This is a genomic window from Massilia timonae CCUG 45783 (assembly GCF_000315425.1).
Lineage (GTDB): Bacteria > Pseudomonadota > Gammaproteobacteria > Burkholderiales > Burkholderiaceae_D > Telluria > Telluria timonae.
The window spans coordinates 695,041-720,774 of the sequence record NZ_JH992924.1; the positions used below are offsets into that span (position 1 = coordinate 695,041).

20 protein-coding genes are annotated in these 25,734 nt (G+C 66.0%); 19 read left to right on the plus strand and 1 reads right to left on the minus strand.

What is annotated here, in order from left to right; translation table 11 throughout:
• Nucleotides 1-4 precede the first annotated feature (4 nt).
• The 18 genes from HMPREF9710_RS18200 (at nt 5) to HMPREF9710_RS18285 (ending at nt 23,882) form a co-directional block, all read left to right on the plus strand.
• Nucleotides 5-1,363: an MFS transporter gene (locus tag HMPREF9710_RS18200; RefSeq protein ID WP_005668725.1), complete on the plus strand. Its 1,359-nt coding sequence runs from the start codon at nt 5-7 to the stop codon at nt 1,361-1,363.
• A 20-nt stretch (nt 1,364-1,383) separates the two neighbouring features.
• Complete coding sequence (locus HMPREF9710_RS18205) at nt 1,384-2,334, plus strand: glycoside hydrolase family 43 protein (RefSeq protein WP_005668726.1); 951 nt, start codon at nt 1,384-1,386, stop codon at nt 2,332-2,334.
• 23 nt (nt 2,335-2,357) lie between these two features.
• Nucleotides 2,358-3,413: an aldose epimerase family protein gene (locus tag HMPREF9710_RS18210; RefSeq protein ID WP_040777038.1), complete on the plus strand. Its 1,056-nt coding sequence runs from the start codon at nt 2,358-2,360 to the stop codon at nt 3,411-3,413.
• On the plus strand, nt 3,410-4,291 hold the full coding sequence (locus HMPREF9710_RS18215) for an SMP-30/gluconolactonase/LRE family protein (RefSeq protein ID WP_005668728.1): 882 nt from the start codon (nt 3,410-3,412) through the stop codon (nt 4,289-4,291). Before HMPREF9710_RS18210 ends, HMPREF9710_RS18215 begins: the two co-directional genes overlap by 4 nt.
• A 189-nt stretch (nt 4,292-4,480) precedes the next feature.
• Complete coding sequence (locus tag HMPREF9710_RS18220) at nt 4,481-6,223, plus strand: IlvD/Edd family dehydratase (protein WP_005668729.1); 1,743 nt, start codon at nt 4,481-4,483, stop codon at nt 6,221-6,223.
• 46 nt (nt 6,224-6,269) lie between these two features.
• Nucleotides 6,270-7,262: an AraD1 family protein gene (gene araD1 / locus HMPREF9710_RS18225; protein ID WP_005668732.1), complete on the plus strand. Its 993-nt coding sequence runs from the start codon at nt 6,270-6,272 to the stop codon at nt 7,260-7,262.
• Nucleotides 7,263-7,315: 53 nt separating this feature from the next.
• The gene (locus HMPREF9710_RS18230; RefSeq protein ID WP_005668734.1) at nt 7,316-8,083 is read left to right on the plus strand and encodes an SDR family NAD(P)-dependent oxidoreductase; all 768 of its coding nucleotides are present in this window, start codon (nt 7,316-7,318) and stop codon (nt 8,081-8,083) included.
• Nucleotides 8,084-8,180: 97 nt separating this feature from the next.
• Nucleotides 8,181-10,091 (plus strand): glycoside hydrolase family 97 protein, encoded by a 1,911-nt coding sequence (locus HMPREF9710_RS18235; protein WP_005668735.1) that lies wholly within the window; start codon nt 8,181-8,183, stop codon nt 10,089-10,091.
• 25 nt (nt 10,092-10,116) lie between these two features.
• Nucleotides 10,117-11,664 (plus strand): alpha-N-arabinofuranosidase, encoded by a 1,548-nt coding sequence (locus HMPREF9710_RS18240; RefSeq protein ID WP_005668737.1) that lies wholly within the window; start codon nt 10,117-10,119, stop codon nt 11,662-11,664.
• 34 nt (nt 11,665-11,698) lie between these two features.
• Nucleotides 11,699-12,697, plus strand: coding sequence for an arabinan endo-1,5-alpha-L-arabinosidase (locus tag HMPREF9710_RS18245; RefSeq protein ID WP_040777041.1), 999 nt, complete (start codon nt 11,699-11,701; stop codon nt 12,695-12,697).
• A complete protein-coding gene (locus HMPREF9710_RS18250) occupies nt 12,694-15,039 on the plus strand; it encodes a glycoside hydrolase family 127 protein (protein ID WP_005668741.1) in 2,346 nt (781 codons plus the stop codon). The genes HMPREF9710_RS18245 and HMPREF9710_RS18250 overlap by 4 nt, the downstream gene beginning before the upstream one ends.
• 101 nt (nt 15,040-15,140) lie before the next feature.
• Complete coding sequence (locus HMPREF9710_RS18255) at nt 15,141-16,115, plus strand: ABC transporter substrate-binding protein (RefSeq protein WP_005668742.1); 975 nt, start codon at nt 15,141-15,143, stop codon at nt 16,113-16,115.
• Between the two features lie 7 nt (nt 16,116-16,122).
• Nucleotides 16,123-17,646: a sugar ABC transporter ATP-binding protein gene (locus HMPREF9710_RS18260; protein ID WP_005668743.1), complete on the plus strand. Its 1,524-nt coding sequence runs from the start codon at nt 16,123-16,125 to the stop codon at nt 17,644-17,646.
• On the plus strand, nt 17,643-18,737 hold the full coding sequence (locus HMPREF9710_RS18265) for an ABC transporter permease (RefSeq protein ID WP_005668744.1): 1,095 nt from the start codon (nt 17,643-17,645) through the stop codon (nt 18,735-18,737). Before HMPREF9710_RS18260 ends, HMPREF9710_RS18265 begins: the two co-directional genes overlap by 4 nt.
• A complete protein-coding gene (yjfF, locus tag HMPREF9710_RS18270) occupies nt 18,734-19,714 on the plus strand; it encodes a galactofuranose ABC transporter, permease protein YjfF (RefSeq protein WP_005668745.1) in 981 nt (326 codons plus the stop codon). Before HMPREF9710_RS18265 ends, yjfF begins: the two co-directional genes overlap by 4 nt.
• A gap of 40 nt (nt 19,715-19,754) precedes the next feature.
• Nucleotides 19,755-20,696, plus strand: coding sequence for a LysR family transcriptional regulator (locus tag HMPREF9710_RS18275; RefSeq protein ID WP_005668746.1), 942 nt, complete (start codon nt 19,755-19,757; stop codon nt 20,694-20,696).
• A gap of 181 nt (nt 20,697-20,877) precedes the next feature.
• Nucleotides 20,878-23,124: a hybrid sensor histidine kinase/response regulator gene (locus HMPREF9710_RS18280; RefSeq protein WP_005668747.1), complete on the plus strand. Its 2,247-nt coding sequence runs from the start codon at nt 20,878-20,880 to the stop codon at nt 23,122-23,124.
• A gap of 68 nt (nt 23,125-23,192) precedes the next feature.
• Nucleotides 23,193-23,882, plus strand: coding sequence for a fumarylacetoacetate hydrolase family protein (locus HMPREF9710_RS18285; RefSeq protein ID WP_005668748.1), 690 nt, complete (start codon nt 23,193-23,195; stop codon nt 23,880-23,882).
• Here HMPREF9710_RS18285 and HMPREF9710_RS18290 read toward each other — a convergent pair.
• On the minus strand, nt 23,783-24,661 hold the full coding sequence (locus HMPREF9710_RS18290; protein ID WP_005668749.1) for a hypothetical protein: 879 nt from the start codon (nt 24,659-24,661) through the stop codon (nt 23,783-23,785). The two genes, HMPREF9710_RS18285 and HMPREF9710_RS18290, sit on opposite strands and share 100 nt — an antisense overlap.
• Nucleotides 24,662-24,770: 109 nt before the next feature.
• On the opposite strand from HMPREF9710_RS18290, the gene HMPREF9710_RS18295 reads away from it, so the two are divergent.
• The gene (locus HMPREF9710_RS18295) at nt 24,771-25,706 is read left to right on the plus strand and encodes an alpha/beta fold hydrolase (RefSeq protein ID WP_005668750.1); all 936 of its coding nucleotides are present in this window, start codon (nt 24,771-24,773) and stop codon (nt 25,704-25,706) included.
• Nucleotides 25,707-25,734 lie beyond the last annotated feature (28 nt).

The following is a 25,734-nucleotide window of genomic DNA, read 5'->3' on the forward strand; positions in this document are numbered from 1 at the left end:
GACGATGAACGTGCACACGCAAAAGCTCTCGACCCTCGAAAAAGTCGGTTTCGGCGCCGGCGACATGGCGCTCAACGTCGTGATCTCGTCGATGATGTTGATCATCACCTTCTTCTATACCGACATCTACGGCCTGCGCACGGCCGACCTGGCGGCGCTGTTCGTCGCGGTCAAGGTGGTGGGGGCGCTGGCCGACCTGGCGATGGGGCAGGTCAACGATGCGGTGCTGACGCGCTGGGGGCGCTACCGCCCCTGGCTGCTGCTGCTCGCGCTGCCCTATGGCCTGTCGGTGTTCCTGGTATTCAGCACGCCGGAATGGAACTATGACGCCAAGCTGGTCTGGGCCTACGCCAGCTACATCCTGATGACCCTGATGACGGCGGGCGTGGGCATCCCCTACATCTCGCTGATCAGCGGCCTGACGTCCGACCCGCAGCAGCGCCTGTCGGCCAACGGCTACCGCCTGTTCTTCGCCAAGGTCGGCGCCTTCATGGTGACCATCGTGGTGCCGATCCTGGCCGACGCCTGGGGCGGCGCGAATCCGGCGGCCGGCTACCAGGCCGCGATGGTGCTGATGGCGGCGGTGGGCGTCCTGCTCTTCGCGTTCTGCTTCTTCACCACCACCGAGCGCGTGGTGCACAAGGTCGAGAAGCAGCCTTTGACCGAGCAGGTGCGGTTGCTGCTCAAGAACGACCAGTGGCTGATCCTGTGCGCCGTGTGCGTGACCGGCACCATCGGCTACGTGATCCGCGGCTCGGTGGCGATCTACTACGCCAAATACTATTTGAACGGCGACACCGCCACCGTGTCGGCCTTCCTCTCGACCGGCGTGGCGGCGGCGATCCTGGCCATGGTGGTGTCCACCTGGACCACCAAGTTCTATTGCAAGGTCAAGCTGTTCCGCAATTCGCAGATCATGGTCGCGGTGCTCAGCCTGATGCTCTACTTCCTGGTGCAACCCGGCGACATGGCGCTGGCCTTCGCGCTGTACTTCCTGCTGTCGCTGGTGGTCGACCTGCATGCGCCGGTGTTCTGGTCGGCGATCGCCGAGACCATCGACTATGGCCAGGTCAAGACCGGCAAGCGCGTCTCGGGCTTCGCCTTCGGCGGCATCTCGGTGTGCCAGAAGGCCGGCATGGCCATCGCCGGCGGCCTGGTCGGGGTGCTGCTCGACGTCTTCGAATACCAGCCGAACCAGGCGCAGTCGGCGCTGGCGCTGCAGGGCATCGCGCTGATGCTGTCGGTGATCCCGGGGTTCTTTCACTTTCTCATGGGGCTTCTGATGTTCAAGTACCGGATCAGCGACGACTATTACAGCAGCGTCAAGGAAGACATGCGCGCGCAGGGCTACGCGACCACCTGAACCACGAAGCGAGACACGAGATGCAAGAAACGATCCTGAGACCCCTGATCGAGCAACGCGCCGATCCCTATATCTACAAGCACAGCGACGGGTATTATTACTTTACGGCCTCGGTCCCGCTCTACGACCGTATCGAACTGCGCCGCGCCACCACGATCGACGGCCTGGCGAGCGCGCCGACGGTCGACGCCTGGATCAAGCCCGACACCGGGCCGTATTCCGAACTGGTGTGGGCGCCCGAGCTGCACTTCAACCAGGGCGCCTGGTACGTCTATTTCGCCGCCGCCCCGAGCCGCGAGATCAAGCACCAGCTGTTCCAGCATCGCATGTACGCGATCCGCAACACGAATGCCAATCCGCTGGAAGGGGAGTGGGAATTCATGGGCCAAGTCGACACCGGCATCGACAGCTTCTGCCTGGATGCCACCACGTTCACCCACCAGGGCCGGCTGTACTACCTGTGGGCGCAGAAGGATGTCGAGATCGAGGGCAATTCGAACCTGTACATCGCGCCGATGAAGACGCCGTGGCAGATCGAGGGCAAGCCGGTCCTGCTCAGCAAGCCGGAGCACGACTGGGAAACCATCGGATTCCGGGTCAACGAGGGTCCATCCGTGCTACGCCGCAACGGCAGGATCTTCATCAGCTACTCGGCCAGCGCCACCGACCACAATTACGCGATGGGCCTGGTGTGGGCCGACGAGGATGCCGACCTGCTCGACCCGGCAGCGTGGACCAAGTCGGCGCAGCCCGTTTTGCGGTCGTGCTACGATCACGGCGTCTATGGCCCGGGCCACAACAGCTTTACCTATGCCGAAGACGACGACACCGTCATGCTGGTCTACCATGCGCGCACCCATACCGAGATCGTCGGCGATCCGCTCTGGAATCCGGACCGCCACACCTTCGTGAAACCGCTGCGCTGGGACGAACAGGGCATGCCGCTGTTCGGCCGTCCTTCCACTTATTGATGACATCTGGAGATCGATACAACGTGCAAACCGGTATCACGCAAGCGCCATTCGGCCAGCTGCCCGACGGCAGGGCCATCACCCAGTTCACGCTGACCAATGCCGGGGGCATGGTGGCGAAGATCATCGACTATGGCGGCATCATCACCGAGCTGCATGCGCCCGACCGCGACGGCAACCTCGCCGACGTGGTGCTGGGTTTCGACACGCTCGAGCCCTACCGCACGGATAGCCCATATTTCGGCGCGCTGATCGGCCGCTACGGCAACCGCATCCGGCACGGACGCTTCACGCTCGACGGCCAGGAAGTCCAGCTGCCGGTCAATAACGGCAGCAACCACCTGCATGGCGGGCCGGATGGTTTCGATCGCGTCAAGTGGGAGGCCACGATCGACGGCGCCAGTCTGCGCCTGCAGTACCGCAGCGCCGATGGCGAGATGGGCTATCCCGGCAACCTCGATGCGACCGTCACCTACACGCTCCTGGATACTAACGAGCTGGTGGTGTCCTTCCACGCCGTCACCGACAAGGCGACGCCGGTCAACCTGACCCAGCACAGCTACTTCAACCTGGCCGGCGATGGTGACATCCTCGGCCACGTATTGAGCATCGAGGCCGACGCTTTCGTGGCCATCGACGCCGAATCGATCCCGACCGGCGAACTGACGCCGGTGACGGGCACGCCGTTCGACTTCCGCATGCCGCGCGCGATCGGCGAGCGCATCGGCCAGCCGGACAAGCAGCTGCGCCATGGCGGCGGCTATGACCACAACTTCGTGCTCAACAAGCCGCAGGGCAAGGCATTGAGCCGCGCGGCGCGCGTGTCCGAACCGACATCGGGACGCGTGCTGGAATTGTGGACCGAGGAGCCGGGCGTGCAGTTCTACAGCGGGAACTTCCTCGACGGTTCGCTGGCGGGCAAGGGCAGGACCTACCAGCACCGCAGCGGCTTCTGCCTGGAGCCGCAGCACTTCCCGGATTCGCCGAACCAGCCGCTGTTCCCGAACGTGATCCTGCGTCCGGGCGAGGCATACCAGACCGAGTCGCGCTTTCGCTTCCTGGTGGAGCCGGGCGCATGATGGAAGTGCTGCTCGACGCCGGGCACGAGCTCGGCGAATGCGTGCTGTGGTGCGAGCGCACTGGCCGGCTGCTGTGGACCGACATCCCGGCCGCGACCCTGTGGTCGCATTCGCCGTCCAGCGGGCGCACCGTCTCCTGGCGCATGCCCGAGCGCCTGTGCAGCTTCGCGCTCACCGGCAGCGACGATCGCTTGCTGCTGGGGCTTGCCTCCGGCCTGGCCTTCTTCACTTTCTCGACCGGCAAGGTCACCCGCATCGTCGACGTCGAAGCGGACAATCCATCGACGCGCCTGAACGATGGGCGTTGCGACCGCCAGGGGCGCTTCGTGTTCGGCATGTTCAACCAGGACGAGAACCCCAAACGCGCGGTGGGCGGCTTCTATCGCCTGAACCTCGACCTGTCGCTGGAATCGCTGCCGCTGCCGAAGGCGGCGATCGCCAACAGCATCTGCTTCAGCCCCGACGGCCGGCGCATGTATTTCGCCGACTCGCAAGAGAAGGCCATCCTGTACGCCGACTACAACCCCTGCAGCGCCGAAGTCGGGCGGGTGCACACCTTCGTCGCGGCCGATGCCGCGCCGGGCGAACCGGATGGTTCCACGGTCGATGCCGAGGGTTACCTGTGGAGCACGCGCTGGGGCGCGGGGCAGGTGAGGCGCTTCGCACCAAGCGGCAAGCTGGATCGGGTGATCCCGCTCGCCGCGCCGCAGCCGAGCTGCCCGGCTTTCGGCGGGCCAGGTCTATCGACCTTGTTCGTCACCAGCGCGCACGTGGGCATGACGGCGCGCGACCGGGATGCTGCGCCGCTGTCGGGCGCGGTGTTCCAGCTGCCCCTGGACGTGCGCGGCCTGCCCGAAGCACGCTTCCTGCACCGCTGACCTTCCATCCTGGCGGCCAGCGCCGCCCCATCTCCCGCCGATCCACCCGCTGATCGATACTGAAAACGGTATCGACGTCGCCAAAAATGTGATTGGAAAGTTATCTGGCTGGTCTTTACCATTACTCTCATCAGGAGACATGGGCCAGGCTCGACGCCTCGCTCGGCCAAGAATAAACAGGAGATCTGCATGTCCGGGGAAAAGAAAAAGACGCCGCTGCGCTCGGCGGCGTGGTTCGGGACGCAAGACAAGAACGGTTTCATGTACCGCAGCTGGATGAAGAACCAGGGCATTCCCGACCATGAATTCCAGGGCAAACCCATCATCGGCATCTGCAATACCTGGTCCGAACTCACTCCCTGCAACGCCCATTTCCGCAAGCTGGCCGAACACGTCAAGCGCGGCATCCTGGAAGCCGGCGGCTTCCCGGTCGAATTCCCCGTGTTTTCGAACGGCGAATCGAACCTGCGGCCGACCGCCATGCTGACCCGTAACCTGGCGTCGATGGACGTCGAGGAGTCGATCCGCGGCAATCCGATGGACGCCGTGGTGCTGCTGGTCGGCTGCGACAAGACCACGCCGGCCCTGCTGATGGGCGCGGCCAGCGTCGACCTGCCGACCATCGTCGTCACCGGCGGCCCGATGCTCAACGGTAAACTGAACGGCAAGGACATCGGTTCCGGCACCGCCGTCTGGCAGCTGCACGAGCAAGCCAAGGCCGGCGCCATCACGATGCACGAATTCCTGTCGGCCGAAGCGGGGCACTCGCGTTCGGCCGGCACCTGCAACACCATGGGCACGGCGTCTACGATGGCCTGCATGGCCGAGGCGCTGGGCACCTCGCTGCCGCACAATGCGGCGATTCCCGCCGTGGATGCGCGGCGCTACGTGCTGGCCCATATGTCGGGCATCCGCATCGTCGAGATGGTGCACGAAGACCTGCGCATCTCGAAGATCCTCAAGCGCGAGAACTTCGAGAACGCGATTCGCGTGAACGCGGCGATCGGCGGTTCGACCAATGCCGTGATCCACCTGAAGGCGATCGCCGGCCGCGTCGGCGTGCAGCTCGAACTCGAGGACTGGACCCGCATCGGCAAGGGCACCCCGACCGTGGTCGACCTGCTGCCGTCGGGCCGCTACCTGATGGAAGAGTTCTATTACGCCGGCGGCCTGCCGGCGGTGGTCCGGCGCCTGGGAGAAGGCGGCCTGATTCCGCACCGGGACGCATTGACCGTCAACGGCAAGTCGCTGTGGGAGAACTGCGTCGACGCGCCGATATACAACGACGAGGTGGTGCGCCAGCTGGACAATCCGCTGATCGCGGACGGCGGCATCTGCATCCTGCGCGGCAACCTGGCGCCGCGCGGCGCGGTGCTGAAGCCGTCGGCGGCGTCGCCCCACCTGATGCGGCACCGCGGCCGCGCGGTGGTGTTCGAGGATTTCGACCACTACAAGGAGCGCATCCTCGATCCCGACCTGGACGTGGATGAGAACTGCGTGCTGCTGATGAAGAACTGCGGGCCGAAGGGCTATCCGGGCATGGCCGAAGTGGGCAATATGGGACTGCCGCCCAAGCTGCTGGCCAAGGGCATCACCGACATGGTGCGCATCTCGGACGCGCGCATGAGCGGCACCGCCTACGGCACCGTGGTGCTGCACGTGGCGCCGGAGGCGATGGCCGGCGGCCCGCTGGGCATCGTGCAGGACGGCGACATGATCCAGCTCGATTGCCATGCCGGCCTGCTCAATGTGGAACTGAGCGATGAACAGATCCGCGCGCGGCTGGCGGATCGGGCCGAGAAAGCCGCGCCCGTGCAGCATAGCGGTTACCAGCGGCTGTACCTGGACCATGTGATGCAGGCCGATGAAGGGTGCGACTTCGATTTTCTCGTCGGGTGTCGCGGGTCGGCGGTGCCGAAGCATTCCCATTGAGTCGATGGAAAGCGTCAATCACCATAATATAAAGGAGACCCGAACCATGCTGCTCGTCCAATTTCTGACCGAATCGAATGAACGCCGCGTCGGCATCCTGAACGACGCCACCATCCGCATCATCGACGGCTATGCCACCACGCTCGACCTCGCGCGTGCCGCGATCGCGCAGGGCAGGGGCCTGGCGCACCTGGCCGACAGCGCCGCCGGTGCGCAGCAGGTCGCCTATGACGAGCTGGCCGCTGCCAGCCGTATCCTGCCCCCGGTCGACCATCCCGACCCCGCCCACTGCTACGTCACCGGCACTGGCCTGACCCACCTGGGCAGCGCCGACACGCGCGACAGCATGCACAAGAAGATCGGCGGCGACATCGAGGCCCTGAGCGACAGCATGAAGATGTTTCGCCTGGGCGTGGAAGGCGGCAAGCCGGCGCCCGGCACGCCCGGCGTGCAGCCGGAATGGTTCTACAAGGGCGACGGCTCGATCCTGCGCGCCAGCGGCCAGGACCTCGACATGCCGGCGTTCTCGCTCGACGGCGGCGAGGAGCCGGAAATCGCCGGCCTGTACCTGATCGGCGACGATGGACAGCCCTACCGCCTGGGCTATGCGATCGGCAACGAATTCTCGGACCACGTCACCGAACGCCAGAACTACCTCTACCTGGCGCACTCGAAGCTGCGCAACTGCGGTGTCGGTCCAGCGCTGCTGGTCGGCGAGCTGCCGGCCCACGTGGCGGGCGTGTCGCGCGTCATTGGCCTCGACGGCCAGGTGCGCTGGGAGAAGGCGTTCGTCAGCGGCGAAGACAATATGTCGCACACGCTGGAAAACCTCGAACATCATCACTTCAAATATGGCCTGTTCAAACGCCCGGGCGACGTGCACGTCCACTTCTTCGGCACCGCGACCCTGAGCTTTGCCGACGGCGTCCAGGTCGCGGCGGGGGAGACCTTCGAGATCGAGGCGCCGGCTTTCGGTCCGGCCCTGCGCAACCGCCTCGCCGTGCATGACGCCCCGTTCGTCAAGGTCAAGCGCTTATGATGCAGTAAGCCGGCCCGCAGAGGCTTCGGCTCGATAACAGGATGGAGACAAGCATGGAACAGATGGGGAACTACCCCAGCCTGCGGGACAAGCGGGTATTCGTGACGGGAGGCGGCAGCGGCATCGGCGAAGCGATCGTGCAGGCCTTCGTGGAGCAGGGCGCGACCGTCGCCTTCGTCGACATCGCGCAGCAGGCCAGCGAGGCGCTATGCGCGCGGCTGGCCGATGCGGGGCCACATGCCCCGGTCTACCGCCATTGCGACATCACTGACATCCCGGCGCTGCAGCGCACGATGGCCGAACTGGCCGCGCAGCTGGGCGACTTCGACGTCCTGGTCAACAATGCGGCCAACGACCAGCGCCACGACATCCAGGACGTCTCGCTCGACTACTGGAACGAGCGCATCGCCATCAACCAGCGTCCGATGTTCTTCACCTGCCAGGCGGTCCTGCCCGGGATGAAGAAGAAGGGCGGCGGCTCCATCATCAATTTCAGCTCCATGTCGTGGCATGCCAAGGGCGCCGGGTATCCGGTGTACGCCACCACCAAGGCGGCCGTGATCGGGCTCACGCGCAGCCTGGCGCGCGACCTGGGGCCGTTCGGCGTGCGGGTCAACACGGTCACGCCGGGCTGGGTCATGACCCAGCGCCAGGTCGAGCTGTGGGTCGATGCGGCGGCGGAAGTCGAGATCGGGAAGGCGCAGTGCCTGCCGGGCAAGCTGATGCCCGACGATGTCGCGCGCATGGTGCTGTTCCTCGGCGCCGACGACAGCAGGATGTGCACGGCGCAGGATTTTGTCGTGGATGCCGGCTGGACCTGATCGATCCGCACGTCCGCACGATTCCTTCACGCCCCAGTCGTCCACCCGTTACCATCGTTGCCGCTTGCGTGGCGACGATGGACCATTGGAGTCCGCCATGACCGCATCCCGCTCCACCGCACTGCTCGTCCTTGGAACACTCTGCGCCCATGCGCACGCCGCGCCTCTCAGCAGCCCCGACCGCCACATCGCGGTCGATGTCGGCGTCTCGGCGGACGGCGCGCTGACCTACTCCGTCGCCCGCGACGGCACGCCCGTCATCCTGCGCTCAAGCCTCGGCCTGGCGGTGCAGGGCGCCGACCTGACCACGGGCTTGAGGCTGGCCGCCAGCTCGCCGGTCAAGCCGATCGAAGACCGCTACGAACTGGCCACCGCCAAGAAGCGCCACATCACCTACCGCGCCAACGAACAGACTCATACCGTGCGCAATGCCCAGGGCCAGGCCATGGACGTGACCTTCCGCGTCTCGAACGACGGCGTCGCCTTCCGTTACCGCGTCGCCGGCAAGAACCTGAAATTCGTCCGCGAAACCTCGGCCTTCGCCTTCGATCAGTCCGCGAAGGCCTGGCTGCAGCCGATGTCGGTCGCCCAGACCGGCTGGTCGAACACGAATCCTTCCTACGAAGAGCACTACCAGCGCGAGATCCCGGTCGGCACCCCGTCGACCCTGGGCGCCGGCTGGGTCTTCCCGGCGCTGTTCCGTACCGGCGAGACCTGGGTCGCGCTCACGGAGGCGAACCTGGACGGCAGCTTCCATGCCTCGCGCCTGCACACCGACTCGCGCGGCGGCGTCTATCGTCTCGACGTCCCGGCCGCGCCCGAGGTGTTCACGGGCGGCGCGCTGCTGGCCGAGTCAAAGGGCGATCTGGTCACGCCGTGGCGCATCATCGCACTGGGCAGCCTGCGCACGCTGGTGGAATCGACGCTCGGCACCGATCTCGCGGCGCCTGCGATCGCCTTCGACAAGGCGAAGGTCCAGCCCGGCCACGCATCCTGGAGCTGGGCGCTGCTCAAGGACGACGGCACCTATCTCGATATCCAGAAGCGCTTCGTCGACTACGCCGCCGACATGGGGTGGGACTACACGCTGGTCGATGCCGACTGGGACCGCAAGATCGGCTTCGAACGCATGCGCGAGCTGGTGACCTATGCGTCTGCGAAGAAGATCGGCATCCTGGTCTGGTACAACTCGTCCGGCGCCTGGAACAAGACGCCATACAGCCCGAAGGGAGCGCTGCTCACCCGCGCAGCGCGCGTGCGCGAATTCGCACGCCTGCGCGACATGGGCGTCAAGGGCGTCAAGATCGACTTCTTCGCCGGCGACGGCAAGTCGATGGTCGCCTATTACGTCGACCTGCTCCAGGACGCGGCCGACGCCGGCCTGCTGGTGAACTTCCACGGCGCCACCTTGCCGCGCGGCTGGTCGCGCACCTTCCCGAACCTGATGACGGTGGAGGCGGTGAAGGGATTCGAATTCACCACCTTCGACCAGAAGGACCAGGATGCGATGCCGCCACACGCCGCCATGCTGCCGTTCAGCCGCAACCTGTTCGACCCGATGGACTACACGCCGCTGGTGTTCGGCGACATCCCCAGGATCAAGCGCGTCACGCGCAACGGCTTCGAGCTGGCCGAGGCGGTGCTGTTCCTGTCCGGAATCCAGCACGTCGCCGAGCGGCCCGAAGGCATGGCCGGCGTTCCCGATTACGTGAAACAGCTGCTGCGCGACCTGCCGCGCAGCTGGGACGACGTGCGCTTCATCGACGGCTACCCGGGCCGCCACGCGGTCATCGCGAGAAAGAGCGGCGACAGCTGGTATGTGGCCGGATTCAATGCCGACAGTGAAGCGCGCAGCGTCGACCTCGACCTGTCGTTCATCGCCGGACGCAGCGGGACCTTGACCACCGACGGGGATGGCGAACGCGCATTCAGCCAGGCCCCGATCAAGGCGGGCAAGACCAGCATCCGCATCAAAGCGCGCGGCGGCTTCGTCGCGGTATTCAAATAAGACTGACTAAAACCAGGAGACATCAGTGAAAGCACTCAAGCCCCTCATCCTCGCATGCAGCCTTGCCGCCTTGCCGGTTCTCACCTTCGCCCAGGTGAGCGTGTCGGTCGACACCACCAAGCCGGGCCCGGTCATCAACAAGAACGTGTACGGCCAGTTCGCAGAACACCTCGGCACCGGCATCTATGAGGGCTTGTGGGTGGGGCCGGATTCCAGGATTCCGAACACGCGCGGCTGGCGCAACGACGTGGTGGGCGCGTTGAAGGAGCTGAAGGTGCCGCTGGTGCGCTGGCCGGGCGGCTGCTTCGCCGACGAGTACCACTGGCGCGACGGCATCGGCGCGCGCAACAAGCGTCCGGTCAAGGTCAACACCCACTGGGGCGGCGTGGCCGAGGACAATGCGGTCGGCACCCATGAGTTCTTCGACCTGGTCGAGCTGCTGGGCACCGAAGCCTACGTCAACGGCAATCTGGGTTCCGGCACCCCGCAAGAGATGGCCGAGTGGCTCGAGTACATGACCTCGGACACCAAGTCGTCGCTGGCCGAGCTGCGGCGCAAGAACGGCCGCAAGGAGCCGTACAAGGTCGCCTATTTCGGTATCGGCAACGAGGCCTGGGGCTGCGGCGGCAATATGAAGCCGGAGTATTATGCCCACCTGTATAACCACTATGCCACCTTCCTGAAGACGCCGCCGGGCGCGCGTCCGAAGATCATCGCCAGCGGCGGCAACGACAACGACACCAAATGGACCGACGTGTTGAGCCGCGAAGCCGCGCGCGGCACCGACGGCATCAGCTACCACTACTATACCTTGCCGACCGGCGTCTGGGAGAAGAAGGGCGCCGCGACCGGCTTCCCGGAATCCGAATGGTTCTCGACCATCCAGCAGACCCTGCGCATCGACCAGCAGATCAAACAGAACATCGCCGTCCTCGACAAGAACGATCCGCAGAAGAAGATCGGCTTCTATGTCGACGAGTGGGGCACCTGGTACGACGTGGAGCCGGGCACCAATCCGGGCTTCCTGTTCCAGCGCAACACGATCCGCGATGCGGTGGTGGCGGCGCTCAACTTCAACATCTTCCATGAGTACGCCGAGCGGGTGCGCATGACGAATATCGCGCAGATGGTCAACGTGCTGCAGGCGATGATCATCACCGACAAGGACAAGATGCTGCTCACGCCGACCTACCACGCCTACAAGATGTACATCCCGTTCCAGGACGCGACCAAGCTGCCGGTGGCGGTCGACAACGATGTGGCCTACTCGAGCAATGGCAAGGCGGTGCCGGGCATCAGCGCCACCGCGGCGCGCGCCAAGGACGGCAAGGTCTATGTCGCCCTGGTCAACACGCACCCGACCCGCGCCAGCGACGTGGCGCTGAACGTGGCCGGCCTGAACGTGGGGAGCGTGACGGGCCAGGTGCTGACGGCCGAGAAGATGGACGCCCACAACACCTTCGAGCAGCCGCAGGCGGTCAAGCCGGCGCCATTCAGCGCGAAGGCGGCCGACGGCAAGCTGACCATCAAGGTGCCGGCCAAGGCCGTGATGGTGTTCGCCGTCGAGGCGTGACGTGAAGGCCGCGCGCGCAATCGCGGCTGTAGCGATGGCGGTATTTTCCGCACTGGCCGCGCTGACCGGTGCGGCATACGCCGCCCAGGTCGGCGTGCACGACCCGGTGATGGCGAAGGAGAAGGATCGCTACTACCTGTTCAGCACCGGCCCCGGCATCACCTTCTACAGCTCGGGCGACATGAAGACGTGGAAGCCGGAAGGACGCGTATTCCCGGAAGGCCCGGCGTGGGCGACGAAGGCCGCGCCGAGCTTCAACGGCCATGTCTGGGCGCCCGACATTTATCATCATGACGGCAAGTACTACCTGTACTACTCGGTGTCCGGCTTCGGCAAGAACACCTCGGCCATTGGCGTGACCGTCAACAGCACGCTGGACCCGCGTGCGCCCGGCTACAAATGGGAAGACCAGGGACTGGTGGTGCAATCGGTCCCGGGCCGCGACCTGTGGAATGCGATCGACTCGCACGTGATCGACGACGACAAGGGCACGCCGTGGATGTCGTTCGGCTCGTTCTGGGGCGGTCTCAAACTGGTGAAGCTCGACGCCAGCCGCACCCGCCTGGCCGAACCGCAGGAGTGGCGCACGATCGCCCGCCGCGAGCGTCCGGCCTTCACGCCGGACGAAGAAGCCGCGCCGGCGCAGATCGAGGCCCCGTTCATCTTCCCGAAGAACGGCTGGTACTACCTGTTCGCGTCCTGGGACCTGTGCTGCAAGGGCAAGGACAGCACCTACAAGGTGGTGGTGGGGCGGTCGAAGAGCGTCACCGGCCCCTACCTCGACCGCAACGGCGTCGACATGGCCAGGGGCGGCGGTTCGCTCGTGATCCAGGGCGACGGCGACTGGCAGGCGCTCGGCCACAACAGCGCCTATACCTTCGACGGCAAGGACTATATGGTGCTGCACGCCTACGAGACCTTTGATAAGTACCGGCAGAAGCTGAAGGTGCTGGAGATGACGTGGGACGGGGACGGCTGGCCCGTGCTCGACCAGAAGGACCTGAACCGCTACCAGAGCGTGCTGCAACAATGAAAATCCAACTCGCCGCCTTGAGCCTGATGGTCGCCGGCGCCTGGGCGCAGGCGGCCGAGCTGTTTCCGCTGTCCGCCGTGCGCCTGGGCCCTGGTCCCTTCCTCGACGCCCAGACCACCAACCTGAACTACCTGATGGCGATGGAGCCCGACCGCCTGCTGGCGCCGTTCCTGCGCGAGGCCGGCTTGCAGCCGCGCCAGCCCAGCTACGGCAACTGGGAGTCGACCGGACTGGATGGCCATATGGGCGGCCATTACCTGTCGGCGCTGGCGCTCATGCATGCGTCGACCGGCGACCAGGAAGCCTTGCGCCGCCTGAACTATTTCGTGGCCGAGCTCAAACGCGCACAGCAGGCCAACGGCGACGGCTATCTCGGCGGCATTCCCGGCGGACGCCAGGCCTGGCGCGACATCGCGGCCGGCAAGCTGGAAGCCGACAACTTCTCGGTCAACGGCAAGTGGGTGCCCTGGTATAACCTGCACAAGGTGTACGCCGGCTTGCGCGACGCCTATCGTTACGCCGGCAACGAGGATGCGAAGGCCATGCTGGTGCAACTGTCCGACTGGGCGCTGGCATTGAGCGCGAAGCTGTCGCCCGAGCAGATGCAGACCATGCTGCGCAGCGAGCATGGCGGCATGAACGAGATATTCGTCGACGTGGCCGAGATGACGGGCGAGCGCAAATACCTCGACCTGGCGCTGGCTTTTTCGCACCAGGCTGTGTTACAGCCGCTGGCGCGAAAGCAGGACCAGCTGACCGGACTGCATGCGAATACCCAGATCCCGAAGGTGATCGGCTTCAAGCGCATCGCCGACATGACGGGACGGCAGGACATGGGAGAAGCTGCGCGCTTCTTCTGGCAGACCGTGGTCGACAAGCGCACGGTCGCCATCGGCGGCAACAGCGTCAAGGAGCATTTCCACAGCACCGACGATTTCGATCCCATGGTGCACGAGGTCGAGGGGCCGGAGACCTGCAACACCTATAACATGCTGAAGCTGACCGGGATGCTGTTCCGGTCGGAGCAAAAGGGTATGTACAGCGACTACTACGAGCGGGCGCTGTACAACCATATCCTGTCGTCGCAGCGGCCGGAAGGCGGCTTCGTCTACTTCACGCCGATGCGGCCGAACCACTACCGCGTGTATTCGCAGGTGGACAAGGGCATGTGGTGCTGCGTCGGCTCGGGCATCGAAAGCCACGCCAAATACGGTGAATTCATCTACGCCCGCGACAAGGACACGCTGTTCGTGAACCTGTTCGTCGCCTCGACCCTGGACTGGAAAGACAAGGGCGTCAGGGTCACTCAGGCGACGACGTTCCCTGATGCCGACACCACGCGCCTGACGGTCGATGGCGAGGGCCGGTTCACGATGAAGATCCGCTACCCGGCGTGGGTAGCGCCGGGCCGGATGGCGGTGCGGGTCAACGGCGCAGAGGTGAAGATCGACGCCCGGCCAGGCGGCTATGCGACGATAGCGCGCGCCTGGCGCAAGGGCGACCGGGTCGACGTGCGGCTGCCGATGACGACGCATCTCGAGCAAATGCCGGGCAGGTCGAATTACTACGCCGTGCTGCACGGGCCGGTCGTGCTGGCGGCGCGCACGCGCATGGTCGGCGACGACAAGCTGAATTACCTGGCCGATGACTCGCGCATGGGGCATATCGCCTCGGGGCCGACCTGTCCTTTGGCGTCGGCGCCGATGTTCGTCAGCGATTCGACCGATTTCATTGCGCGCTTCATACCGGTAGCCGGCAAGCCGCTGACGTTCACGGCGCCGGGGTTGGTGCATGGCGCGGATGGGCCGCGCACCGAGTTCATTCCTTTCTTCCGCCTGCACGAATCGCGCTACACGATGTACTGGCAGCATGCCACGCCGGATGACCTGGAGGCGCAGCAGGCCGCGAACGCGGAGCGCGAGGCGGACCGAATCGCGCTCTATGCGAGGACCATCGACCAGGTGGCGCCGGGCGAGCAGCAGCCGGAGTCGGATCACTTCTTCAAGGGCGAGGGCATCGATGCCGGGATCAATCATGGGCGGCGCTGGCGCCATGCGACAGCGTGGTTCAGCTATGAGCTGAACGATCCGAAGAAGGAAGCCAGGGTGCTGCGCCTGGCCTTCGCGAAGGCGGACGCGGGGCGGCGGTTCGACATCCTCGTCAACGGGCAGGCGCTGGCGAACGTGACGTTGACGGCCGATGCGCAGGAATACATCTATACGGTCGATTACCCAATCCCTGATGCGGTACGCATGAAGACGAACGGAAAGCTCAGCGTGCGGTTCGTGGCCAAGCCCGGATCGATTGCCGGCGGCTTGTACGGGCTTAGGCTGTTGCGATAGTTGTTGATGCCGAAAACCGTATCACAATTATCAAAAAAGTGATTGGAACAGTATCTCAGTTTGGCCTAGGATTGCAGAACAACAATACCGGAGACAAAGTGATGAGCCTCACCCGCAGGAATTTCCTGGGCGTCGCAGTTGCCGCGCCTGTGGCCGCAACCGTTGTGCCGCTCAACGCGGCCTTCGCCGCCAAGCCCCTCACCATCGGCTTCTCGCAAGTCGGCGCCGAAAGCGAATGGCGCACCGCCAACACCGCCTCCATCAAGGACGCCGCCAAAAAGGCCGGCATCAACCTCAAGTTTGCCGACGCCCAGCAACGCCAGGAAAACCAGGTGAAAGCGATCCGCTCCTTCATCGCCCAGCGCGTCGACGTCATCGCCTTCTCTCCGGTCGTGGAATCCGGCTGGGACACCGTGCTGCGCGAAGCCAAGCGCGCCAACATCCCCGTCATCCTGACCGACCGCGGCGTCAAGGTCAGCGACGAGTCGCTGTACGTCACCTTCCTCGGTTCCGACTTCGTGGAAGAGGGCCGCCGCGCCGCGCGCTGGCTGGTGGAACACGCGAAGAAGAACCCGAATCGCGCCTATAACATCGTCGAGCTGCAGGGCACTGTCGGCTCGGCCCCGGCCATCGACCGCAAGGCCGGCTTCGCGGAAGTCATGAAGCTTGAACCGCGACTGAAGATCATCCGTTCCCAGACCGGCGACTTCACCCGCGCCAAGGGCAAGGAGGTGATGGAAGCCTTCCTCAAGTCCGAGGGCAAGAACATCACCGTACTGTATGCGCACAACGACGACATGGCGATCGGCGCCATCCAGGCGATCGAGGAAGCGGGCTTCAAGCCGGGCAAGGACATCCTGGTCGTATCGATCGACGGCGTGCGCGGCGCGTTCGAGGCGATGTTGCAGGGTAAGCTGAACGTGACCGTCGAATGCAATCCGCTGCTCGGCCCGCAGCTGATGGAAGCGGCCAAGGCGGTCAAGGCCGGCAAGCCGGTGCCGAAGCGCATCGTGGTGCAAGAAGGTGTCTTCCCGGCCGAAGTCGCAGCCAAGGAATTCCCGAACCGCAAATATTGAGGCGGCCATGCTCGCCTCGACCACGGCGCTGCCGGTGCTCGACGTCACCGGCATCCATAAGCTTTTTCCCGGCGTGAAAGCGCTGTCGGATGCCGGCCTGCGCCTGTATCCGGGCGAAGTCCATACCCTGATGGGCCAGAACGGGGCCGGCAAATCCACCCTGATCAAGGTGCTGACGGGCGTCTACCAGCCGGAGCGCGGCAGCATCGTGCTCGATGGCGAGCGCATCGAGCCGCGCTCGACCCAGCACGCCCAGGAACTCGGCATCAGCACGGTGTACCAGGAAGTGAACCTGTGCCCGAACCTGTCGGTCGCCGAGAACATCTTCATCGGCCGCTATCCGCGCCGCTTCGGCATGATCGACTGGCGCAGGATGCGTCGCGACGCCGCCGAACTGCTGGCGCGTTTGCAGGTGAATGTCGACGTCAAGCGGCCACTGGCCAGCTATCCGCTGGCGATCCAGCAGATGGTGGCCATCGCCCGTGCGCTGAACATCTCGGCCAAGGTGCTGATCCTCGACGAACCCACGTCCAGTCTCGACGAGGCCGAGGTGCAGCTGCTGTTCTCGGTCTTGAAAACCCTGCGCGAGCAGGGCATGGCGATCCTGTTCGTCACCCACTTCCTCGAGCAGACCTATGCGATCTCGGACCGCATCACGGTGATGCGCAATGGCGAGCGCGAAGGCGAATACCTGTGCAGCGAGCTGTCGCGCCTGGCGCTGGTGAACAAGATGATCGGCGTGGCTGCCGACACCCGGGAGCAGCCGCAGACCTGCATGGAAGAGGGCCACCAGGCCGGCCCGACCCTGCTGCGCACAAAAGAACTCGCACGCCGCGGCGTGCTGGCGCCGCTCGACCTGACCATCAAGCAGGGCGAACTGCTGGGCCTTGCCGGCCTGCTGGGTTCCGGCCGCACCGAGACCGCGCGCCTGCTGTTCGGCGCCGACAAGGCGGACGATGGCGCGATCGAGATCGGCGGCCGTTCGACCACCTTCGCCACCCCACGCGATGCGATCCGCGAGGGCATCGGCTTCTGCTCCGAAGACCGCAAGCACGAGGGCGCGATCCTCGACTTGTCGGTGCGCGAAAACCTGATCCTGGCCCTGCAGGCGCGCCAGGGATTGCTGCGCGCGATCCCGCTGCGGCGCCAGCAGGCGCTGGCCGATTACTACGTTAAACAATTGGGGATCAAGACGGCGAGTATCGAAACGCCGATCGGCACGCTCTCGGGCGGCAACCAGCAAAAAGTGCTGCTGGCGCGCTGGCTGGCCACCGAGCCCAGGCTGATGATCCTCGACGAACCCACACGCGGCATCGACGTGCGGGCAAAGCAGGAAATCATGGACTATGTCACCACGCTGTGCCGCAAAGGCATGGCCATCCTGTTCATCTCGTCCGAACTGCCCGAGGTGCTGCGCGTCTCCGACCGGATCGTCGTCATGCGCGACCGCAAGGCCTGCGGCGAGTACCGCCGTGGTGAGCTGGACGACAGCTCGGTGCTGCACGTGATCGCAGGGGAGGGCTGCCGATGATCGTCAAGGAACAAGCGCCCGTGGCGGCGGCCACCCCGGCCACGAAGCCGAACGCACCCGTACCCGCCTCGTTGCTCGCGCGCGCAACAGGACATCACCTGTTCCGCCCCCTGGCCGCGCTGGCCGCGCTGCTGCTGATCGACTTCCTGCTGATCCCTGGCTTCTTCCGCCTGGAGATCAAGGACGGCCACCTGTACGGCTCCCTGGTCGACATCGTCAACCGCGCCGCGCCGCTGATGCTGGCGGCGATCGGCATGACCTTGGTGATCGCCACGCGCGGCATCGACATCTCGGTCGGCGCCGTGGTGGCCTTGTCCGGCACCGTGGCGTCGATGCTGGTTGGCGGGACGATGGTGATCCAGGACGGCGTGCCGGTCTATGTGGCCGAGACGCCGATGCTGCTGGCGATGGCCGCCGCCTTCGGCGTCGCGCTGCTATGCGGCCTGTGGAATGGTCTGCTCGTCGCCGGCCTGGGCCTGCAGCCCATCGTCGCCACCCTGATCCTGATGGTGGCGGGACGCGGCCTGGCCCAGTTGCTGACCGACGGCCAGATCGTCACCGTCTATTATCAGCCGTTCTTCTTCCTGGGCAGCGGCTACCTGTTCGGGTTGCCGTTCGCGCTGTTCGTGGTGGCGGCGGTAGCCGGCGTCACCGCGCTGCTGCTGCGCCACACCGCGCTCGGGCTGTTCATCCAGGCTGTTGGGGTTAATCCTGTTGCGGCGCGCCTGGCCGGCATCCGCACCGCGGCCCTGATCGTGTTCGTCTACGTGTTCGCCGCCGCCTGCGCCGGCATGGCGGGCTTGATGATCAGTTCCAACGTCAAGAGCGCCGACGCCAACAACGCCGGCCTGATGCTCGAACTCGACGCCATCCTGGCCGTGACCCTGGGCGGCACCTCGCTCGCCGGCGGCAAGTTCAGCCTGGCCGGCTCCATCGTCGGTGCGCTGATCATCCAGACGCTCACCTACACCATCTATTCGCTGGGCGTGCCGCCCGAGGTCAATATGGTCGTCAAGTCGGTCGTCGTGTTCCTGGTCTGTATGTCGCAGTCGGACCAGTTCAAGCGCCTGTGGAAGCGGAGGGCGGCATGAACGCGGTCGTCGAGCACGCACGCAAGCTGTCAAGCGCGCCGTCCTTCACCTCGCTGGTCACGGTGGTGTTGCTGGCCGCGATGCTGCTGATCGGCGGCGCCCTGTATGAAGGATTCCTGTCGCTGCAGGTGATGCTCAACCTCCTGATCGACAACGCCTTCCTCCTGGTGATTGCGATCGGCATGGGCTTCGTGATCCTCTCGGGCGGGATCGACCTGTCGGTCGGCGCCGTGCTGGCGCTGTCGACCATGATCGCGGCCTGGCTGCTGCAGGTGGCGCATTGGCCGCCGCTGGCGGTAATCGCCACCGTGCTGGCGCTGGGCTTCCTGTTCGGCGGCGGCATGGGGGCCGTCATTCATTACTTCCGCCTGCAGCCCTTCATCGTCACCCTGGCCGGCATGTTCCTGGCGCGCGGCCTGTGCTACCTGATCAGCATCGAGTCGATCACGATCGAGGATCCGCTGTTCGTGGCGATGTCGCAGACGCAAATCCCGTTCTTCGGCGGCTTTCTCTCGCCCGGCGCCCTGATCGCGCTCGCCATGCTGGCCTGCGCGGTCTGGCTGGCCCACTACAGCGCTTTCGGGCGCGCCGTGTACGCAGTCGGCGGCAACGAGCAGTCGGCGGCGATGATGGGCCTGGCGGTCGCCCGCACCAAGATCCTGGTGTATGCCTTCAGCGGTTTCTGCGCCTCGCTGGCGGGCCTGCTGTTCGCGTTCTACATGCTGTCCGGCTACGGCTTGCATGCGCAGGGCACGGAGCTCGATGCGATCGCCGCGGTCGTCATCGGCGGCACCCTGCTCACCGGCGGCTACGGCTACATCCTCGGCGCGCTGTCCGGCGTGCTGGTGCTGGGCACGATCCAGACCCTGATCGCCTTCGACGGCACGCTCAGCTCGTGGTGGACCAGGATCGTGATCGGCGGCCTGCTGTTCGTGTTCTGCGTGGTGCAACGCGTGATGGCGTTCAAATCGACATGACTCGCCGCCGGGCCGCCGTCCACGCTGATATGATTTCCTGATGGATACGACAAACCCGAACTGGTTCCTGAAGGCGCGCCTCAAGACGCGCCAGCTGCTGCTGCTGATCGCGCTGGACGACTACCGCAACATCCACCGCGCGGCCGAGGAGCTGCACATGACGCAGCCGGCGGCGTCCAAGCAGGTCAAGGACCTGGAAGAGATGCTCGACGTGCGCCTGTTCGAGCGCCTGCCGCGCGGGATGGAGCCGACCATCTACGGCGAGACCATGATCCGCCACGCGCGCATGGCGCTCACCAGCCTGGCGCTGGCGCACGACGACATCGTCGCGCTCAAGGCCGGGCTGGCGGGGCAGGTGGAGGTGGGCGTCATCATGGCGCCGGCGATGGCGCTGCTGCCGCGCGCGATCGCGCGCATCAAGGAGCAGGCGCCGCTGCTGCGCATCGGCGTGCAGCTCGAATCCAGTAACGTATTGCTCGACAAGCTCAAGCACGGCGCCCTCGACTTCATGATCGGCCGCATCCTGGACAAAGAGGATTCGACGGGCCTGATCTACGAAGAGCTGAGCGAGGAGCCGGCCTGCGCCGTCGTCCGCCCCGGCCATCCGCTGCTGGAGCGGCGCGGCCTGACGCTCGAGGACATCGCCGCCCGGCCGTGGATCCTGCCGTCGCCCGGCAGCATCCTGCGCCACCGCTTCGACATGATGTTCCGGCGCGTTGGGTTGCCGCCACCCGGCAACGTGGTCGATACCACCGCGATCCTGGTAGTGACGGCGCTGCTGCAGCAGACCGACGCCCTGCACGTGATGCCGCAGGAGGTGGCGCAGTACTATGCCTCGCTGAACGTGATGCGCATCCTGCCGATCGAGCTGCCATGCAAGATGGATGCCTTCGGCATCATCCGCCAGCAAGACCACCTGCTGTCGCCGGGCGCCGACCTGCTCTTGACGGCTGTGCGGGCCGCGGCCGCCGAGATCTATTGATTGTGCCATAGATACAACCACCAAAAGTCACGGATGTGTAACGGGCGCAGCCCATTCTGTTTGCTCGTTATAATCGCCGACAATAAGAAAATGTTGGCGGCGGGGCAATAAGAACGTGAGGGGAAACGTTCCAGTGTATTAAGCCCAGCCAGCTTCGCGAGAACCATACTGGGCAATCCTGATGAGCAATCTGAGCAGTTTCCCGCCGGCGGCCGTCGGCGGCCTGGCGCTGGGAGAGCCGGCGCAGTCCGAGCCTGCGCAGTTGGAGCCAAACTCCTGGCCCGAAGGCCTGCGCGCCATCTTCGACCTGATCCTGGCATCGCGCTTTCCGATGTTCCTGGCCATGGGCCACGACCTGCGCCTGTTCTACAACGACGCCTATTCCGACCTGCTGGGCGACAAGCACCCTGGCGCGCATGGCGCGCCGTACGCCAGCGTCCGGCCCGAGCTGTGGGAGCGCATGCGTCCGTATTTCGACCTCGTGCTGGCCGGCGAAGCGACCCAGCTCCAGCACGCCCTGATGGAGTTCGAGCGCAACGGCAAGCGCGAGCGGCGTTTCTTTTCCGTCTCGCTGTCGCCGGTGCGCCATGCGGGGCAGGTGGCCGGCGTCTATTGCGTGCTCACCGAGACCACGTCCGACGTATTGTCCGAGCACCGCCACGCTTTTCACCAGAAGCTGGGCGAGACCCTCGAAGGCCTGGACGACGCCATCCACATCATCAAGGCCACCAGCGCCATGACCGGGCAGACCCTGGGCGCGGCGCGCGTCGGCTATGGCGAGATCGATCCCACCGGCCGCACCGTGAACGTCGACCGTGACTGGACCGACGGCCGCATGGCCAGCCTGGGCGGCATGTCGCATGTGCTGGACGATTTCGGGCCCGAGATTGCCGCCATGCTGCGCCAGGGCCGCACCGTGCGCATCGACGACGTCGCGGCCGACCCCCGCTCGGCGCCGTGCGCCGCGGCCTATGCCGGCATCGGCGCGCGCGCGGTGGTGATCGTGCCGATCATCGAGGAAGCGCGCCTGGCTGCCGTGTTCTACCTGCACGAGCCGTCCGCGCGCCACTGGACCGAGCAAGAAACCGCGATGGCCGAGGATGTGGCGCGCCACACGCGCGAGGTGGTGCGCCGCTCGCGCCTCGAGGAAACCCTGCGCGATGCGGCGCTGGAGCGTGACGCGCTGCTGCAGAGCGAGCGTCTGGCGCGGGTGCAGGCCGAGCGTCTCAGCAATGCCAAGGACGAATTCCTGGCCATGCTGGCGCACGAGCTGCGCAATCCCCTGGCGCCGATCAGCAGCTCGGCCAGCCTGCTGAGCATGCAGTTCTCCGCCGAGCCGCGCATCTGCCAGACCAGTTCCATCATCAGCCGCCAGGTCAAGCACATGAGCCGCCTGATCGACGACCTGCTGGACGTCTCGCGCGTGACGCGCGGCCTGGTCAAGCTCAAGCTGGCGACGGTCGACTTCCGCGAGGTGGTGACCGGGGCGCTCGACCAGACCCGCCCGCTGGTGCTGGAAAAAGCGCACCAGGTGCGGGTGGAGCTGCCCGAGACCCCGGTGTGGGTGCGCGGCGACCACACGCGCCTGGTGCAGAGCGTGGCCAATATCGTCAATAACGCCGCCAAGTACACGCAGAAAGGCGGCCAGCTCGTGCTCGCCCTCGAGGCGGTCGACGGTAGCATGGTCTTGCGCGTGCGCGACAACGGCTCGGGCATGCCGCCCGACCTGGTGCCGAGCGTGTTCGACCTGTTCACGCAAGGTGCGCGCACGCTGGCGCGCTCGCAGGGCGGGCTCGGGCTGGGCCTGACCCTGGTCAAGCGCCTGATCGACCTGCACGAGGGCGAGGTGGCCGCGCACAGCGACGGCGTCGGCTTGGGCAGCACCTTCACGCTCACCTTGCCCTGCGTGACGGGCGCCTGCGACGGCGGCGACATGCAGCCGGGCGACCCCGAGGCCGCGCGCGCGGTCCTGCAGCGCAAGCTGCGGGTGCTGATCGTGGACGACAACAGCGACGCCGCCGACAGCCTGGCCAACCTGCTGCAGGTGCAGGGCCACGCCACCTCGGTCGAGTACGACGCCGAATCGGCCCTGCGCCGCGCGCGCGCCGAGCGGCCCGACGTGATGCTGATCGATATCGGCTTGCCCGACGTCGACGGCTACCAGCTGGCCTCGGCGCTGCGGTCCCTGCCCGAGACGGCGGCCACGGTGCCGGTCGCGGTGACCGGCTACGGCCAGGCCAAGGACCGCGAGCGGGCGCTGCAGGCGGGCTTCGCCCACCACCTGGTCAAGCCGGTCGACATGACGGCGCTGGTGCGCATCCTGGAATCGAGCGCGGCGCTCGCGGCGGTGGCGGAGGCGGCATCGACTCCGGTGACGCCCAAGCCGGCTTCGGCGTCCGAATCCGAAGAGACGATGGCGCCGGCCTGAGTATTTCCTGGGGCCACGGCCAGCGATGGCGGTAGTATGATCATGCTTCCCTCAATGAAAGGATGAGCATGTCCGAATTCGTCTTCACCGCTCCCGCCACGCCTTCGGTGGCCGTCAGCGGTTCGAGCAGCCGTTTCCCGGTGCGCCGCGTGTTCTGCGTCGGCCGCAACTATGCCTCGCACGCGCGCGAGATGGGGAGCGATCCGAACCGCGAACCGCCGTTCTTCTTCTCCAAGCCGGCCGATGCCGTGGTGCCCGCCGGCGGCGCGGTGCCGTATCCGCCGTCGACCGGTGACCTGCACCACGAGATCGAACTGGTGGTGGCGCTCGGCGCGGGCGGCGCCGACGTCGACCCGGCCAATGCGCTCGACCTGGTATGGGGCTATGGCGTGGGCCTGGACCTGACCCGGCGCGACCTGCAGGCGGCAGCCAAGGACACCGGCCGTCCCTGGGACATGGCCAAGGGTTTCGACGCCTCGGCGCCCTGCAGCGCCCTGCATCCGGTGAGCGCGGTGGGCCATCCGGCCGAAGGCCGTATCTGGCTGGAGGTGAACGGCGCCCTGCGCCAGGAAGGCAACCTCAATGAGCTGATCTGGCCGATCGCCGACGTGATCGCCTACCTGTCGCGCTTCGTGACGCTGGCGCCGGGCGACCTGATTTATTCGGGCACGCCGTCGGGCGTGGCGGCGCTCAAGCCCGGCGACCGCGTGCGCGGCGGCGTCGACGGCGTCGACACCTTCGAACTCGAGATCCGCTGACCTTCCATCAACCCCGCCATCTGCGCCAGCAAGGCCTGGCGCGCCGCGTCGAGCTGCGCGCCATTGGTCTTGGCCGATAGCGCGACACGCTCCTTGCGGCCCAGGAAGTAGGCGACCCGCTCGGCGTTCGCGCCGGAAGGGTGGGGCAGGCCGTGCAGGATGCGGCTCGCCGTCAGCATGCCTTGCGCCGCCAGCCAGTCCAGACCTGCGCCGACGCTGGCCCCCATCGGGATGTACAGGGCGTCGGGCAGCATGGCCGCTTCATGCGCGAAGTAGCGCAGTGTTTCCTCGTGCAGAAAAGCGTGGCGCGGCATGGCGGGCGTGCCGCTGTAGTTCTTGCCGTCGACGAACACAGGATGGCGCAGGATGGCGCCGATATGGACCAACCCGGCATCCGGGCCGAACAGCGTGGCGCAGCTGGCGATGCCGAGCCAGCGCTGCACCCCGATCGCATCGAGCAGGGCCACGAAGTTGGGCCGGATCGCGCCGCTGAAGGCGCCGGCCTGGCGCGCCGCCACCAGCAGCGCGTCGCGTGACGCGCCCGTGGCCATCTGGTGCTGCGCCTCGCGCATCGCATTCTTCCACTGCACGAAACCGGGCGAGATGCCGACCACCAACACGCGCGCCGCGCGGTTCACCGACTCGAACGGGATGTAATAGCTGCGGTAACGCCCTTCATGTGCCAACAGGAAGTGTTCTGGAATGCCGGCTGGCGCGGCGATGGCATCCAGGTCCAGTCGGGCAATGGCGTCGGCGTAGTGGTCGAAAAGAATTTCCATGAGACAGGTTGTGCGAATGCGACGAGCTGGGCATTGTGCCAGTCTTTCGGGAGGCGTGAAGCCGGGATAAATGCGCTACGCTGGCGGTGTCGCGTACGAGGAGACGATCATGAACACGTACCGCTCAGTCTGCTGCACCTTCATCGTTTGCTTCCTTGCGCTGGCGGCCCAGGCCGCCGAGCCGTCGATGCCCGCGGGCTTCAAGACGGCCAGCGTCCAGACCGCCGACGGCGCCACCATCCACGTCCGCAGCGGCGGCAAGGGGCCGGCGGTGGTGCTGATCCACGGTTTCGGCGACACCGGCGACATGTGGGGGCCGCTGGCCGCGCGCCTGGCCCGGAATCATACCGTCATCGTGCCCGACCTGCGCGGCCTGGGCCTGTCGTCGAAGGCGGCGGGCGGCTACGACAAGAAATCGCAGGCCGCCGACATCCGCGCCGTGGTCGAGCGACTCGGCCAGGACCGGGCCGACGTGGTCGGCCACGACATCGGCACCATGGTGGCCTATGCCTATGCGGTGCGCTATCCGGACAAGGTGACGCGGCTGGTCGTGATGGACGCGCCCGTGCCCGGGGTGGCGCCGTGGGACGAGCTGGTGCTCGACCCGCGCCTGTGGCACTTCAATTTCGGCGGCAAGGAGGCCGAACGCCTGGTGGCCGGGCGCGAACGCATCTTCCTGGACCGCCTGTGGAACCAGTTCGCCGCCGACCCGGCCAAGGTCGACGAGGCCACCCGGGCCTACTACACCAGGCTGTATGCGCAACCCGGCGCCATGCGGGCCTCGTTCGCGCAATTCAACACGATCGCCACCCACGACGTGGCCGACAACCGCGCCGCATCGAAGGTCAAGCTCACGATGCCGGTGCTCGCGGTGGGCGGCGAAAAATCGTTCGGCCCGATGATGGCCACGGTGATGCGCAATGCCGCGCTCGACGTGCGGCAAGCCGTCGTGCCCGGCGCCGGTCACTGGATGATGGAAGAAAATCCGGACGCCACCGTCGAGCTGATCGACGATTTCCTGACCGCCGGGGGGGCCGCCCGCTGAGCCAACACGGGCCTGACCTATATAACCA